This window comes from Flagellimonas oceani (genome assembly GCF_011068285.1).
Lineage (GTDB): Bacteria > Bacteroidota > Bacteroidia > Flavobacteriales > Flavobacteriaceae > Flagellimonas > Flagellimonas oceani.
This window is the reverse complement of sequence record NZ_CP049616.1, coordinates 2,119,329-2,135,005: the sequence shown is the minus strand read 5'-3', so window position 1 is coordinate 2,135,005 and position 15,677 is coordinate 2,119,329. Positions and strand designations below refer to the sequence as shown.

Below are 15,677 nucleotides of genomic sequence, written 5' to 3'. Positions count from 1 at the left end.
AAAAAATGGATTTGTTCACCGATCAGATAAACCCTGAGAAGAATTGGTTGCCCAAAGATGGCGTGGTCAATTATTATGGGCCAATCATGACACATGAGGAGGCCAACCGGTATTTTAAAGAATTATGGGATACCATTGCTTGGAAGAAGGATGTTGCAGTGATCTACGGTAAGCGGATTGAAACCAAGCGAAAAGTGGCGTGGTACGGTGATGAACCTTTTGAATATACCTATTCCAATAACACCAAAAAAGCATTGCCATGGACTCCGGAATTGTTGAAGCTGAAGGAGATTGCCGAAAAGCTCTCTCAAGAGACCTACAATTCTTGTTTATTGAATTTATATCATTCAGGGGAAGAAGGTATGGCATGGCATAGTGATGCCGAGAAGGATTTGAAGAAAAATGGAGCCATTGCCTCCCTTAGTTTTGGAGCTGAACGAAAGTTTGCCTTCAAGCACAAAGAATCCAAAGAAAAAGTAGGGTTGACCCTCGACCACGGAAGCCTTTTGGTAATGAAGGGAAGTACCCAATCACATTGGCTGCACCGCTTACCGCCCACCAAAAGGGTAAGTGTCCCGAGAATCAACCTTACGTTTAGAACAATAGTCAGTGTTTAGTTATTGGTCTGCTCCGTCTACCTTTGCCCTGTTAATGGTATATTGGGCGACCTCCCGTCCTTGGTCCGTGCCTACCGTGGCATCAAAACTCCAATGGATTCCACCATATACTCTGGAAATTGCCGCTTCCTCGGCCCATGCTCTCATCTGTTCGGCTTCTTGTGGAAAAACGTAGGACAGCACTTCGGATGCGGCGGCGGAAAAAACACTATGTCCGGAAGTATAACTCGGAAAGTTAGGTGTACCGGCAATGGTTTTAAAACCGTCTATGAGCTGAATAGGCCTAGGGTAATGGTAATAATATTTGGCATCCCAACAACTGATGCCCGAGTCCATTATGGCCATGTTCATATAGGCCAAGGTCCTGGTGGTCTGCAAAGGGTTTAGGCGGTATTCCACAATAAGTTCGTTTGCAATACGGTTCCAATGTCCTGGCGGTGTATAGGTTCCAAGGCCATCTTGCCAAAAATTAGCAATTCTGCGATGTTCTTCGGTCATGTTGTCGGCATAATCTTTTAGTAACTCTACATCATCCAAAAATTCTTGGGAATCCAATTGTGGTGGCGCTATGGGACGTACACTTTCCACATCGTCAACACTCCACATGGTCACTTGTCCAAAAAGCGGTGTCAGACCCACGGGACGAACAGGAACCTCCAGATTGTCCCATGCCCATCCGAATCTATCGTAAGCAGCTTGCTTTATGGAGTCGGAAACGGCTTTTGGTGTCTGTGCGTTCTTCATGCCATCATTGGAGGCCCTTGTCAATGCAGTCTCGGAAACGGCATCCCCAATCGTGGTTCCAGCAGTAATGTCGCTCATTACATTGCCTCCCGAGAGCAATAGGGTTTCCAAATGCTCATCTTCCATTTGCTGGAGATATTCAGCTTCAAGGGGAAACATGGCCGTGAGGATATTTTTTGATGCTCTGGCAATTACAGCTCCATCCGAAGGGTACGAAGGTATGTTGTTTTCTTCATAAGCATACTCGATGCTTTCATCAACCGCAAAAGGAGCAGCTCTATTGTACCCGTATTTATGGTGCCAAGCGGAGATGAGGCCGTCAAACTGGGCTACGGACATATAGGCCAATGCCCTACAGGCATAAGGCGGGTGTGCGAAGGGGAATGCGGGCGGTCCCTCTGGATTGGCAGGGTTGGGCAAGGTGTAGGAGCCATCTGCATTGGGGCCGGGTATCAGATTGTATTTGGCAATGAGTTCCAATGCAATCTCGTTCCAGCGGATAGCTGGATTGTTGGTCCAATATTTTATGGCATTTTTTTGGCTGGAAGTTATGTTGGCCATAGCTTCTTTTACCTCTTCCAATTCATTTTGATAGGCTTGTGAATCAGTAGCCTCAGGGACTGGTATGTCTATGGATGCACCGGATTCTTCCAGTATTGGCACCCAGTCGCCTCCATTTACGGTTAGTTCTGAATAAGCATAACCTTCATAAGGTATGTATTGAGGTAGGTCTTTTTCACAAGAGGTCATGGCTATAAATCCAAAGACCACAAAAAGTGCAAATATTTTATTGTTCATCGGTAGTTTCTTTTTGTTTTTTTATGAAATTGAATTGATAAGTAAGCCCAAAGCCCGTATTGCTGAACTTGGGTACGTTTCTGCCGTTGACCACTCTGTTGTGATAGACAAGAAAACCTAGCCCTTTTACTGATTTTAAGAAATATTGGGCAGCGAAACCAATCCGGTCAAATTCCACTTTATTGGTAGGCTGTGCCGCATTGTAGGCCCTAATATCATCGCCACTTGTCGAGTTAAGGCCTATGTAGCTCAATTCAAGTTTCAAAGAGGTGTTGAACAGCCATTTGCCCAGAATTGCTTCGTAGGTCCATGCATTGGGAACGTCCATCCAAGCGGTGTAATAACTGCCATTGTTATAGTAATAGTCCCGTTCGGCCTCGGTATAGCCCCGCCAAAGATGTGCAACGGACGCCCTAAAGTAGAATTGGCTGTTCAACTCATACTGACCGATGGCGCGCAGAGAAAATTCGGGGGCACCAGCACCGATACTGTAGGGTCTGTAATCCGAAAGATAGTTGGTGAACGGTGTGGAAAAACCGGCCGTGGCAAGCGCGGTGAGTTTTCCGGGCCCCACCTCTCGACGTAAGGCGCGGTATTTTAAGGCAAACCCAATGTCTTGAAATCCATTGACTCCGGCGAATTTTCCACCGTTGGGTTCCGAAGATTCCGTTTTTACGTAAGGCAGGCTCACATAAAAATTAAGGTCGTCCAAAATACCTATGGCCGCCATAGGCATAATGGTATTTCGGTCCACGGTGGCTATGGTTTCGTTTGTTCTTAGATAGGACCCTTCCCAATATCGGTCAAAAGTTCCCATATCGTAGGAAAACAGGACACAAATGTTTTTGGAGGGCATCATAAGTGCATCCGATGGTGTTTGCGCCTGTAGAGATTGGGGGGACATAAAGAATACGGCCCATACAAACAACACAGCAACCCATCCTACTTTTTCAATGTGAAGGGATGGGGGGTAAAGGTGTTTTTTTAATATCATAAAAATAGTTTTGATTGGTTGATGATTGTTAAAAGGCTAAAATAGAGCTGTAGTCTATTACTGGAATTAAGGAAATCCCAATAATGGTTATGGAAGGGCTAAAAAGGTTGTGCCACAATTAATTTAGATTAGTAAAAGATAAATTGATGAGGGGTTCATCGCCATTCATCACACCAATGCCATATTTTATTTAATCGATTTAAGATTGCGCCTTAAAAATTTAAGCTCAAAGCAGTAAGGGTTAGTTTTGTAAATTCATTGTTTAGAAAGACCTTTATCCGATAAATCAACGGGAATGCCAATATTATTGAGATTCATATCCATTATATTTTTACTTGTCTGTTTATCGGTCAATGGTCAACAGTTGTTACCGCCTATCCAGAACTATCAATTGCTGGATTATAAGGGGGGAACAAAAAACTGGGATGTTTCCGTCAACGAAAATGGGGAATTGTTCGTGGCGAACAACAAAGGATTGTTGCACTACAATGGTGAGCAATGGACGTTGAACAAATTGCCGAACAATACCATCATCAGGTCCGTTAAAAGCATTGGCGACAGGGTCTACACAGGGTCTTACGAAGAGTTTGGCTATTGGACCAAAAATGAGTTTGGTGAATTGGGCTATACCTCGTTGACACATCTTATTAAGGACCACACCTTTACGAGTGAGGAATTCTGGGAAATTTTTCCATCTTCGGAGGGTAGGGTAATGTTCCGTTCCTTTTCTGCCATTTATTCTTATGCGAATGATAAGATTACGGTTGTGGACCCACCATTTGTGGTCTCCGATTTTATCGAGTTCAAGGACAAATTGATTGTGGCGGGAGGCTCTGTGGGACTTTTTGAGGTAAAGGATGATTCCTATGTGCCGTTGCCCGATCAAGACCTATTGCAGGGAAAGACCATTAACGATATGGCCATTTTTAAGGGAAAGCTGCTTATAGGCACTAAATTGAGCGGTTGCTTTATGTTCGATGGACAAAAGCTTTCTGCGTGGTCTACGCCCATCAACAATGAACTCAAGGAGCACCAATTGAACAAGATCACCCTTTTGGGAGATTACCTGTTGGGTTTTGGGACCATAAAAAATGGAATGTACCTATACGATTCCGAATCCGGGAAACATAGAATTTTAAATCGAGAATCAGGTCTACAAAACAATACGGTGCTTTCCTCACTATTGTTTAAAGACCTGCTCTGGTTGGGGCTGGACAATGGAATTGCCCGGGCAAGCCTCAACAACCCGATTACCTACTTTACCGATTACACGGGAGCACTCGGCATGGTTTACGACATTGCCTGGTACAACGGGAAGTTATTTTTAGGGAGCAATACAGGAGTATTTTATTTTGAGGGCAACCAGCTCAAGTTTGTGAACGGCTCACAAGGCCATGTATGGGATTTGGACGTAATCGAGGGCGATTTGCTCTGTGGCCATACCCGGGGAACCTTTAAAGTATCCGAAAACAGTTTTGAACTCATGAGCGAAATTGCCGGAGGATACCAAATAATTAAAGTACCGAACCAAAGTTCGACCTATGTACAAGGAACCTATAACGGACTAGCAAAGTTCACAAAATTAAAAGACGGCACATGGAACGTCGTCAAAATAGAAGGCGTGGACGACCCTGTAAAGCAACTGTGCTTTGAAACGCCCGATATTCTCTGGACGGCACACCCTTACAAGGGATTTTCCAGGATTCATTTTAAGGGGACGGGGTACGGTACGGCAGATAGGATACAGAAATTCGAACAACAAGAGGCACCTAGCGAGTACAATGTAAAGCTATACAATATCAAAAACCATATTGTGCTCAATAGCGAAGGGAATTGGTACACCTACAATCCCATTGGTGACAAAATCGAAAGATTTGAGGAATTCAAGGATTACAGGAACAAGGAGCTGCTATTTTTTGATGAAGAATATTTTTGGTTTGTGGATGACAATGAACAAAAGGCCATTATCTACACCGACCTGAAGGGAGACAGTTTAATGCTCACCGATTTGCCATTGCGGGAAAGGTTGGCACCGGATTCTCAAAACTTGGTCAAGGTAAACGATAGCACCTCCTACATAACCCTGATAGATGGATTTGCGAAGGTCAATGCACCTATATTAAAAGAGATTTCCAAGCAAGAAGAACTTCCGGTTCCAAGCTTTATCGTTTTAAAAGACCAAGAAAGCAAACATTCCGTAATGGAGGGGAATATTGAAGTGCCTTTTAGATACTCACAGTCCATAACCATCGAAGCGGCATCTCCCCAGTATATATACCCACATTACTATTACAAGTTGGAAGGCCCCAAAGAATACTCCAGGTACGTGGAGAGTGGTTCCATCAACTTTCAAAACCTGCCGTACGGCGAATACACCTTCAAGATTGCCACAGCGGGTATGGACAATACTATCTCGGAATTTAAACAACTTAATTTTACCATATCGCCCCCGTGGTACTTTTCTTGGTGGAGTCTGTTCTTTTATGCCGCTCTAGGTTTTTTGGCCATTTACTTGGTAAGAAGGTATAACCGAAAAAAATTGGAGAGAAAGCACAGGGAACTGGAAGAACGTTTGCATCACGAGCAGCAGGAGCGATTGGACAAAATGGAAAAAGAGGAACTGGCCAAGGAAGTAAAACAAAAACAGAACGAGCTGGCCAGCACAACCTTGAACATTGCCCGAAAAAATGAAATGATCTTGGAGCTGAAGAATATGCTGGTCATGAACAAGGATAAGTTCTCCAATTCACAGCGTTACCGGTCTTTTATCAAAAAACTCAACAGCTCCATTGAAGATACCGAAGATTGGAGACGCTTTGAGGTTAATTTCAAGGAATTGCACGAGGATTTCTTCGAGCGATTGCTCAAATCCTACCCATCTTTGACACCAAAGGACCTAAAACTATGCGCTTACCTAAAAATGAACCTGTCCACAAAGGAAATTGCGCCGCTAATGGGAATAACGGTAAGAGGGGTGGAAATACATCGCTACCGCCTTCGAAAAAAACTGGATATGGACAGTTCCGATAACCTGTCCAATTTCCTCATCACCTTTTAAATAGGTGATACAGGTGCTTTTGTAGTGTTAAAAACAGTTTTTTGGATTACATCATCACTACATCACTATGTTAATTTTTTTTACATCAAAGTAAATGTCAGATACTGCAAACACTGTGAAACAAGGGTTTCAAGACATTTTAAAAATGATGTATTTATTATGTATTCCGTTAAGCCAGCCATCGACCCACTCTTTATTAATTTAGTAAAAATCTAACTCTATTTTTGCACAATTATGAAAATTAAAAGCAAACTTTTGCTAATACCATTTTTATTGTTTCAGGCCGTGCTTTTGGCCCAAAATGATATAACGATTTCGGGAACGGTAACCGATGACCAAGGGCAACCTTTGCCCGGGGCAAGTGTGGTGCTGGAGGGTACTACTACAGGGATCCAAACGGACTTTGATGGAAACTACACTTTGGACAACGTGCCCGGTGATGGCACTTTGGTGTTCAGTTATGTCGGTTTTACTTCACAGACCGTACCTATTAATAATAGGACAACAATCAACCTAACAATGCAGGAGGATACCCAAAGTCTGGATGAAGTGGTCGTTGTAGGGTATGGAACCCAAAAGAAGGCCGATTTAACAGGTTCCATTGCCACGGTGGATGCCGAGCAAATTGAAAAGACACCTTCCGCTAACCCATTGCAATCCTTACAGGGCAAAGTGGCCGGGGTCCAAATTGTTACCACAGGTACGCCGGGAGGCTCGCCCAATGTGCGTATTAGGGGGCTCGGCACCTATGACTCAGATGATTCGGCGGCAACTAAGGTACTGTACGTGGTGGACGGAATGTTCTACAGTAACATTGACTTCCTGAACCCCAACGATATCAAGTCCATGAACGTGTTGAAGGATGCATCTTCCTCGGCCATTTATGGGGTGAGGGCAGCGAACGGCGTTATCATCATCGAAACAAAATCCGGAGGCAAGAACAGAAAGCCTACCATTGAGTATAATGGCTACACAGGTATCCAACGTGCCCAAAATGTTCTGCAAATGGCCAATGCCGAGCAATTTGTGACCATGGCCGTAGAGTCCGGCTCAGATGCCGATGTGCAATATATATTGAATGCCATGCAACGTTATGGTAGAAGTCGAATCAACCCTAACGTACCTAATGTAAACACCGATTGGTACGACGAGATTATCCGTGACGGATTGATTCAGAACCATAGCATAAGTGTTACTGGGGGTACAGAAAATGTCTCATACTCCTTGGGTACCAACTACTTCTCACAAGAAGGCCTGTTGGATATGAAAAACGAGTACGAACGCTTCAACATTCGCTCAAAACTGGATGTTGATGTTCTTGATAATTTAAGAATGGGCGTGAATACCATTTTTAGTAATGCTACTCAGCAAACCCCGGAAGATTCGGCATGGTTCAAAGCATATTTTGCCGTCCCGATTCTGCCTGTTTTTGATGACATGAACACCGCCGCAACACCAACTCGATATGCGAATGCGCAAGCGCTGGGGTATAGGGGTACACAAAACCCGTTTCCAGATATGGATTACAACGATAACCGGTTGAAAATACGAAAGTTATTGGCCAACATCTATTTGGAGACCGACCTTATCAAAGACAAGCTTACTTTTAAAACAACTTATAATATCGATTTTTCCGCACTGGAGGAACGCTATGTGAACCTGCCCTACAACATGGGCTTTGGCGATCAGCGAATATCCGATATCAACAGAAAGCAGAACAACTACTACAACCAGATTTGGGACAACGTTCTTACCTATACCGATACCTATGCAGATGATCACAACGTTACCGTAATGGCAGGTACATCTTTTAGGGACGAGGCGGCCAATAGGTTTGAGGCAACCGGCAGCGATATTGCAGGAATCAATTACGAAACGTCTTGGTATTTGGATTTTGCGGACCCCTTGTCGTTCAATAACAATGTAGAAGAAGATAACAGTAGGATTTACGGACAATCCTATTTTGGCAGGGTATCCTACAACTTCAAAAACCGTTATTTGCTCTACGGGACATTCAGGGCCGATAGATCTTCCAAATTCACCAAAGAACAATGGGGCTATTTTCCATCTGTAGGTGCAGGTTGGGTGGTTTCCCAAGAACCCTTTATGGAAAATGTAGGCTTCTTCGATTTCTTAAAATTAAGGGCCGCATGGGGTCGATTGGGTAACGATAATGTTCCTGCCAGTGCAGGTGCCAATACCATTTCCAACGAAACCGTTGATTTGGGCGATACCCCAAATACAGGCGTAACCGCTACGAGTACATTTACCGACCTTACATGGGAGGTTGTGGAAGAGCTGGACTTTGGTTTCAACATGAACATCCTTAACAACCGTTTGTCACTGGAGGCGGATTACTACATCCGGGACACGGAGGATGCCATTATGCCAGTGTACATTCCCATTGCAAACCAAACAGTTTCCAGAAACTCAGGAGTTATCCGTAACTCAGGGGTAGAGGTGGCACTGAACTGGAGCGATGAGATCACACCTGATTTTACATACACCGTTGGGGCCAATTTTACCACCGTAAAAAATGAGGCCATCGAGATTGAGGACAGTAGGGGGTACATTGATTCGGGTTCGGCAGAATTTAGGCAAAGGACCATTGTGGGCGAACCGCTTTATGCATTTTATGGATATGAAACCACTGGAGTTTATCAAAATCAGGCACAGATAGATGCCGACCCGGTGGCGCAGAATGCAATTGCGAACGGGCAAAATGTAGAGCCCGGATATTTGATATTTAACGACAGGGACGGTGATGGTGCCATTACAGATCAGGATAGAACGGTATTAGGTTCGTTCCTTCCCAAGTTCACCTATGGTGGTAACATAGGACTAAATTATAAGGACTTTGGTTTTTCCATGAATTTTTACGGCCAATCCGGCAACAAGATACTGAATAGAAAACGAGGAGAGGTCATATTTACCAACGACACCAATATGGATGCGGATTTGGCCAAAAACCGTTGGCACGGCGAAGGGACCAGCAACAGTTATCCGTCATCGGCAGGACTCAGAAACAGTTGGAACCAACGCTTGAGCAATTTTTGGGTAGAGGACGGTGATTTCTTCAGGATACAGAACATTCAGTTGGCCTACACCCTAAGAGGTGATAAACTTAAAGGCAATATGCCCGATTTTAAATTCACATTGACCGCAGAAAGACCTTTGACATTGTTTAGCTACAACGGGTTCAACCCAGAAGTGTCGGATGGCGTAGATCGTCAAACGTACCCGGTACCTGCGATTTACACCATAGGTGTTAATGTTAAACTATAAAAAAGAAAATTGAGATGAAACGTAATAATAACCTATTATATAAAGTAGTATTTGTACTGATTGCGATGATTGCCATCCAATCATGTTCCGACAAGTTCGAAGAAAGAGAAGGACAGCTCAATGCCGACGACTTGGATTACACTGCTACCGAAAACATGATCCAAGCACTGATCGGGTCCTATCACGTAATTGCCACAAGAGGGTGGGAAGAACCCTTGTTGCTTTCCGTTCGTGGCGATGATGTAAATGCAGGAGGTCTTGGAGATCAACAACCTTATGCCGATACCGACAACTTTGTCTATGCCCAAGGCTATTGGATGTACAACCAGCTTTGGAATGCTCATTATGGGGATATCGTTAAATTGAACACGCAGATTGAATTGATAGAAAACTTCAAGGAATTTGCAAGTGAAGAAAATCAGGCAACCGCAGACCGGTACATAGCTGAGATCAAAGTGATGAGAGCTTGGTTACATTTTAACCTGTCAAGGGTTTGGGGGGATGTTTTCATCGTAGAATCCACACAACCAGATGCAGAAATCGCCAATGGAACCGCGACCAAGCAGGAGATCATGCAGTACATATCCGACCAAATGGACGAGGCCATTCCGTTGTTGCCCGATTCCAGACCCAATGAAAGAACCGATATTCCCGGAGGAGTAACACGTTACACGGCTTATGCATTAAAAGCTATGGCGCACATGGAAATGGAGGATTATCAGGGTATGGCAGATGCTGCAGCAGCTATAATCAACTCCAATAAATTTTCATTGCACCCCGACTTTTACAGCCTGTTCAAAAAACCAGGTGAGTTGAGCGACGAGAGCCTTCTCGAACTACAGTTTTCCGATTATGGGTCAAGCACAGGAGATACGTTCTACCATTTATATGCCCCATTTGGCCCACAAGGTTGGACACCGGCAAGGGAGAATGCCTCCGATGGATGGGGCTTTTATGAGCCAAGTTTAAAGTTCATCAAATTTATGCTCGATAGGGACGAATCCGTTCGGTTGGAAACCAGTGTCCTTTGGACAAATCGCGGGATTGCCGAGTTGCAAACAGACCCGAACTATGCCACCCTTCCGGCTTTCGTGAACAACACAACAAGAGATGGCGACATCATCAACGACTACCCCCGTGCCCTGTTTTCAAGTGGCAAGCACTACCTGCCTTCTGTACAGTTGACCGATCAAAGAAATGATTATGGGGGAGGTAAGAACATGATTGTGATTCGCTATGCCGAAATATTGCTAATGTACGCCGAGGCACTCACGCGTGGGGCCACAGGTTCCGGAATGACCGCCGACCAAGCCGTGAACATGGTACGCTCTAGAGCGGGCCTGTCGCCATTGTCCGGAGTTACCTCCGACGATGTTATGGACGAGAAATTCGCCGAACTGGGCATGGAATGGGGCATCCGTTACTATGATATGATCCGTTTGGACAACTATTCCGAACTAAGCTATGATGGTAGGACTTTCACGGCCGAAAAAGAGCTATTGCCATACCCACAGGCACAAGTGGACGCCCTTCCAACATTGGGCGGTGGAAGTAGCGAAGATTAAACTAACCAAATAAACAACACAAGATGAAATATATAGTTAAATCCATAATCATGTTACTGGCACTTCTTGTAGTGTCCTGTAACGAAGGAATTGACCCCATAACCGCTGTGGATGCTGGAGTTGATGAAACAGCGCCCCAAGTAAGTATAAGCGCGCCCGTGGCAGGAAGCGTGATCCAGGTGCCGGCCGAAACTACAAACGTGCCGATTTCATTTCAGGTGACCGACGACATAGAAGTAGGCTCCATCAATGTACAAATGAATGGAACTACCATTGCCACTTATGACGGTGGATTCGTGGATTATCGTAGGGTACTTGTAAACAATTTGGTATTTGAAGGTCTGGTCGATGGGGAGCACGAGCTGACCGTTACCGCAACGGATTTGGATGGAAAATCTACTTCCGCTACCGTAAACTTTTCCAAGGAACCCCCTTATTTGCCCAAATATGAGGGAGAGATACTGTATATGCCCTTCAATGGCGATTGGATAGATTTGATTTCTTTCCAAACCCCTGCCATAGAAGGGGAGCCATCGTTTGCCAGTGAAGAAGAAAGCCTTAATGGTTCAGGTGCCTATGCAGGAGCGGAAGGTGCTTATTTAACGTTGCCAACAGACGGATTGACAAATCCTGAGTTCAGTGCCATTTTTTGGTTGAAAATCAATGCAGTTCCTGATCGTGCAGGAATTTTGACCATGAGTCCTCCGATGACCGATGGAACCACCAATGACCGTAACAAAGGTTTTGCTTTCTTCAGGGAAAATGCAGGTGGAGAGCAAAGATTCAAGCTTACCGCAGGTTACGGTGAAGGTGCTGAATGGTTTGATGGTGGAGAAATGGCAGATGTAGATCCCTCTACCGGTGAATGGGTCAACTTGGCATTTACCATATCAGGTTCCCAGGCCACAGTTTACATCAATGGTCAAGTAGTGAGTCAAAATCCATTCCCAGGCATCGATTGGACGGATTGCAATGTACTGTCCATAATGTCCGGGGCACCCAACTTTACAGAGTGGGGCCATTTTTCAGATCAAAGTTTGATGGATGAGCTCAGAATCTTTGATCGTGCCATAACCCAAGAAGAAGTTCTAACCATAATGGCAGATGATTCAGGAGAGTTTGTTTCATCATACCCACCAACCTTTGATGGTGAGTTCTTCTATATGCCGTTTGATGGAGACTATATGGAAATGTTCAGAGAGGTCGAGGCGACCGAAGTTGGAAATCCAGGATTTGCTGGAGAAAGCGTAGAAGGTACCGATGCTTATGCCGGAGCCGTTGATTCTTATCTAACATTCCCAACACAGGGATTGACATCGGACAGTTTCAGTGCCACCATGTGGTACAAAATGAACGTCACCGAGAACAATGCAGGAATTTTAACGGTAGGCCCCGAGGATACCGAAAATGCAGGTTATCCAGAAGTTCAGAACCTTAGAACAAGCGGATTCCGTTTCTTTAGGGAAAATGTAGGCGGAATGCAACGCTTTAAGTTAAATGTAGGTGATGGAACGGCAGATGCATGGGTAGATGGTGGAGAAAATGCCGACCTAGATCCATTGGTTGCAACGGGTTGGATACACCTGGCCATTACAATATCCGGTTCCAATGCTGTCGTTTATATCGATGGAGAACCGGTGGGCCAAAATACAATATCAGGTATCGATTGGACCGATTGTGATTTCTTCAGTATAGGTTCCGGTGCACCAACATTTACAGAGTGGGGCCATTTCTCCGATGAAAGTCAAATAGACGAGTTGAGGTTCTATAACAAATCGCTTACCCAAGAAGAGGTACAGGAAGTAATGAATAATTAGTGTGCATTTAATTGACACTAAAAAAAATTGAGATAGTAAGTTTAGTTTATTTTATGAGGTTATTTTTAATCACACTGGCCATTGCCGCCCTGCTAACAGGGTGCAATGGCCAAAAAACTAAGGAAGACGCAAAGAAATCTACTGGAGTAGATGCAGATAGTTTGGCCATGGCCGACAAGGCATTGTTGGACACGGTGCAGTACCAAACCTTCAATTATTTTTGGGATGGTGCGGAACCCGTTTCAGGATTGGCAAGGGAACGCATACACTTGGATGGCATTTATCCCAACCACGATAAGGATATTATTACCACCGGGGGTTCTGGGTTTGGACTTATGGCCATTTTGGTTGGTGTAGAAAGAGGTTTCATCACACGCGAACAGGCTTTGGAGCGCTACGAGCGTATTGTGGACTTTTTGGAAAAAGCAGACCGTTTTCACGGAGCTTGGCCGCATTGGTTGTTGCCCTCTGGCAAAGTGACCCCGTTCAGTAAAAAAGACAATGGTGGTGATTTGGTGGAGACCGCCTTTTTGGTGCAAGGATTGTTAACAGTCCAGGCCTATTTTAAAGATGGTAGCGAGCGCGAAAAGCAATTGGCCGCAAAAATCGAAGAACTATGGGAAGGCGTAGAATGGGATTGGTACACCAAAAATAGCGAAGATGTACTGTATTGGCATTGGAGCCCTGAGTACCAATGGGAAATGAACTTTCCCGTAGGAGGTTATAACGAAGCCCTGATCATGTACATTTTGGCAGCGGCATCCCCAACGCACCCCATCGAAAAATCGGTTTATGAAAAAGGATGGGGAGTCGATGGAGCAATCACCAAGGATACCACATATTATGGTTTGGAGACCGAAATGAACCATTACGAGCATAGCGATGCACCCGTAGGCCCACTGTTCTGGGCACACTATTCTTATTTGGGCTTGAACCCTAAAGGACTTAAAGATCAATTTGGCGATTACTGGAAATTGAACCAAAACCATGCATTGATCCATTATAAATATTGTGTGGACAATCCAAAGGATTATGAGGGATATGGAAAAGATTGTTGGGGCCTTACCTCCAGCTATTCCATAAATGGATATGCCGGGCACCGCCCCGAAGCTGATTTGGGCGTAATATCCCCGACTGCTGCACTTTCCTCCATGCCGTATACCCCTGAAGAGAGCAAACAGTTTTTAAGGTTCATGTACAACGAACAGGATAGCCTCATAGGCAAATACGGACCTTATGATGCCTTTAGTTTGGAGGACGATTGGTACCTGCCCCGATATTTGGCCATTGATCAAGGGCCTATTCCCGTCATGATAGAAAACTACCGTAGCGGGCTGTTCTGGAAACTGTTTATGGCCAATGAAGAAGTACAAAAAGGCTTGAGGAAATTGGGTTTTGAAAGCCCAAATATGGAACCTGCAGATGATTAAAAAAGCATTACATCTAGTTCTCTTCGCTACATTGATTTTATCCTGTGGAGGAGGGGACGATTATACCTATATTCCAACGGAACCTGAAATTCCGGGAAATGGTTCTGAAGAGGAGGAGGAAGAACCATCTATAACGGATGAAGAATTGCTCGACCTTGCCCAAGAGGAAACTTTTAAGTATTTCTGGGATTATGCCGATTCAAACTCCGGCGGGGCGAGGGAACGTTACCATCCAAACGACCCCGGAAATAGTGAGGGGGTGGTAACCGCAGGTGGAACCGGCTTTGGACTCATGGCCATTTTGGTCGGAATTGAAAGAGGATTTATTTCTAGGTCCGAAGCTGTGGAACGCTTGGACACCTTACTGGATTTTTTGGAAAATGCCGATCGTTTTCATGGAGCATGGTCGCATTGGATCAATGGTGCCACCGGTGCCGTGATTCCATTTAGCGATTTGGACAATGGGGGCGATTTGGTGGAAACCGCTTTTTTGGCCCAAGGCCTTATCTGCATCAAAGAATATTTTAAAAACGGTTCGGATGCCGAACAAGCTTTGGCCCAACAGGCCGATGACCTTTGGAAAGGCGTGGAATGGGATTGGTATACCCAAAATCAGAATGTCCTGTATTGGCATTGGAGCCCCGATCATGGTTTCGATATCAATCTGCAATTAAAAGGATACAACGAGGTATTGATTACGTACATCATGGCAGCGGCGTCTCCTGATTTTTCGATTGATAAAGAAGTTTATACGAACGGTTGGGCATCAAATGGAGGAATCCAATCGGCAAATACACAGTATGGTCATCCACTTTTGGTAAAGCATAATGGAGCGGAACAATTTGGCGGACCCTTGTTTTGGGCCCATTATTCTTACTTGGGATTAGACCCCCGAAATTTGTCCGACGATTATGTGAACTATTGGGATGTAAACGTCAACCACACCATGATAAATTATGAATATTGTGTGGCAAACCCAGGGTTTCATCAAGATTATGGAGCCGATTGTTGGGGGTTAACGGCCAGTTATTCCCGAAACAACGATGGAAGTATAGGATACAATGCACATAGCCCGAACAATGATACAGGGGTTATCTCACCGACCGCCGCTATCAGTTCAATTCCTTATGCACCGGAAGAATCTCTAGCTGCAATGCATTATTTTTACAGAAATAGAGAAGATTTGTTGGGGCCTGCAGGATTTTATGATGCCTTTAGCCCAGAATACGATTGGGTGGCAGAAGCGTATTTGGCCATAGACCAAGGTCCGCAGATCATTATGATTGAAAACTATAGGACCGGTTTGCTTTGGGATTTGTTTATGGCAAATGAAGATGTTCAGGCCGGTTTGACCAAACTCGGATTCTGA

Annotated in this window: 9 protein-coding genes; 7 read left to right on the top strand and 2 right to left on the bottom strand. The window is 44.7% G+C overall.

Annotated features, from left to right (window positions below):
* Positions 1 to 5 precede the first annotated feature (5 nt).
* A complete protein-coding gene (locus GVT53_RS09810) occupies positions 6 to 617 on the top strand; it encodes an alpha-ketoglutarate-dependent dioxygenase AlkB family protein (protein WP_166248488.1) in 612 nt (203 codons plus the stop codon).
* On the opposite strand, the gene GVT53_RS09805 is transcribed toward GVT53_RS09810, so the two are convergent.
* Entirely contained in the window at positions 618 to 2,159 is a 1,542-nt protein-coding gene (locus GVT53_RS09805) for a vanadium-dependent haloperoxidase (protein WP_166248487.1), read from the bottom strand.
* Positions 2,149 to 3,153 carry a transporter family protein gene (locus tag GVT53_RS09800; RefSeq protein WP_205791910.1) on the bottom strand — a complete coding sequence of 335 codons (1,005 nt, stop codon included), beginning with the start codon at positions 3,151 to 3,153 and terminating at the stop codon, positions 2,149 to 2,151. The genes GVT53_RS09805 and GVT53_RS09800 overlap by 11 nt, the downstream gene beginning before the upstream one ends.
* A 295-nt stretch (positions 3,154 to 3,448) precedes the next feature.
* Between GVT53_RS09800 and GVT53_RS09795 the strand changes: the two genes are divergently transcribed.
* From GVT53_RS09795 to GVT53_RS09770, 6 genes are all read left to right on the top strand, one after another.
* Entirely contained in the window at positions 3,449 to 6,211 is a 2,763-nt protein-coding gene (locus tag GVT53_RS09795) for a Two component regulator three Y domain-containing protein (RefSeq protein WP_240905203.1), read from the top strand.
* A gap of 234 nt (positions 6,212 to 6,445) precedes the next feature.
* Complete coding sequence (locus GVT53_RS09790; protein WP_166248486.1) at positions 6,446 to 9,496, top strand: SusC/RagA family TonB-linked outer membrane protein; 3,051 nt, start codon at positions 6,446 to 6,448, stop codon at positions 9,494 to 9,496.
* A 14-nt stretch (positions 9,497 to 9,510) separates the two neighbouring features.
* Entirely contained in the window at positions 9,511 to 11,061 is a 1,551-nt protein-coding gene (locus tag GVT53_RS09785) for a RagB/SusD family nutrient uptake outer membrane protein (RefSeq protein ID WP_166248485.1), read from the top strand.
* 23 nt (positions 11,062 to 11,084) lie between these two features.
* Positions 11,085 to 12,878, top strand: a complete 1,794-nt coding sequence (locus GVT53_RS09780; protein WP_166248484.1) for a LamG-like jellyroll fold domain-containing protein — start codon at positions 11,085 to 11,087, stop codon at positions 12,876 to 12,878.
* 53 nt (positions 12,879 to 12,931) lie between these two features.
* The gene (locus tag GVT53_RS09775) at positions 12,932 to 14,308 is read left to right on the top strand and encodes a glucoamylase family protein (protein WP_166248483.1); all 1,377 of its coding nucleotides are present in this window, start codon (positions 12,932 to 12,934) and stop codon (positions 14,306 to 14,308) included.
* Positions 14,301 to 15,677 carry a glucoamylase family protein gene (locus GVT53_RS09770; protein ID WP_166248482.1) on the top strand — a complete coding sequence of 459 codons (1,377 nt, stop codon included), beginning with the start codon at positions 14,301 to 14,303 and terminating at the stop codon, positions 15,675 to 15,677. The genes GVT53_RS09775 and GVT53_RS09770 overlap by 8 nt, the downstream gene beginning before the upstream one ends.

Coding starts and splice junctions, on each gene's coding strand:
- GVT53_RS09810 (WP_166248488.1), top strand. CDS start 6: ATGGATTTGTTCACCGATCAGATAAACCCTGAGAAGAATTGGTTGCCC.
- GVT53_RS09805 (WP_166248487.1), bottom strand. CDS start 2,159: ATGAACAATAAAATATTTGCACTTTTTGTGGTCTTTGGATTTATAGCC.
- GVT53_RS09800 (WP_205791910.1), bottom strand. CDS start 3,153: ATGATATTAAAAAAACACCTTTACCCCCCATCCCTTCACATTGAAAAA.
- GVT53_RS09795 (WP_240905203.1), top strand. CDS start 3,449: ATGCCAATATTATTGAGATTCATATCCATTATATTTTTACTTGTCTGT.
- GVT53_RS09790 (WP_166248486.1), top strand. CDS start 6,446: ATGAAAATTAAAAGCAAACTTTTGCTAATACCATTTTTATTGTTTCAG.
- GVT53_RS09785 (WP_166248485.1), top strand. CDS start 9,511: ATGAAACGTAATAATAACCTATTATATAAAGTAGTATTTGTACTGATT.
- GVT53_RS09780 (WP_166248484.1), top strand. CDS start 11,085: ATGAAATATATAGTTAAATCCATAATCATGTTACTGGCACTTCTTGTA.
- GVT53_RS09775 (WP_166248483.1), top strand. CDS start 12,932: ATGAGGTTATTTTTAATCACACTGGCCATTGCCGCCCTGCTAACAGGG.
- GVT53_RS09770 (WP_166248482.1), top strand. CDS start 14,301: ATGATTAAAAAAGCATTACATCTAGTTCTCTTCGCTACATTGATTTTA.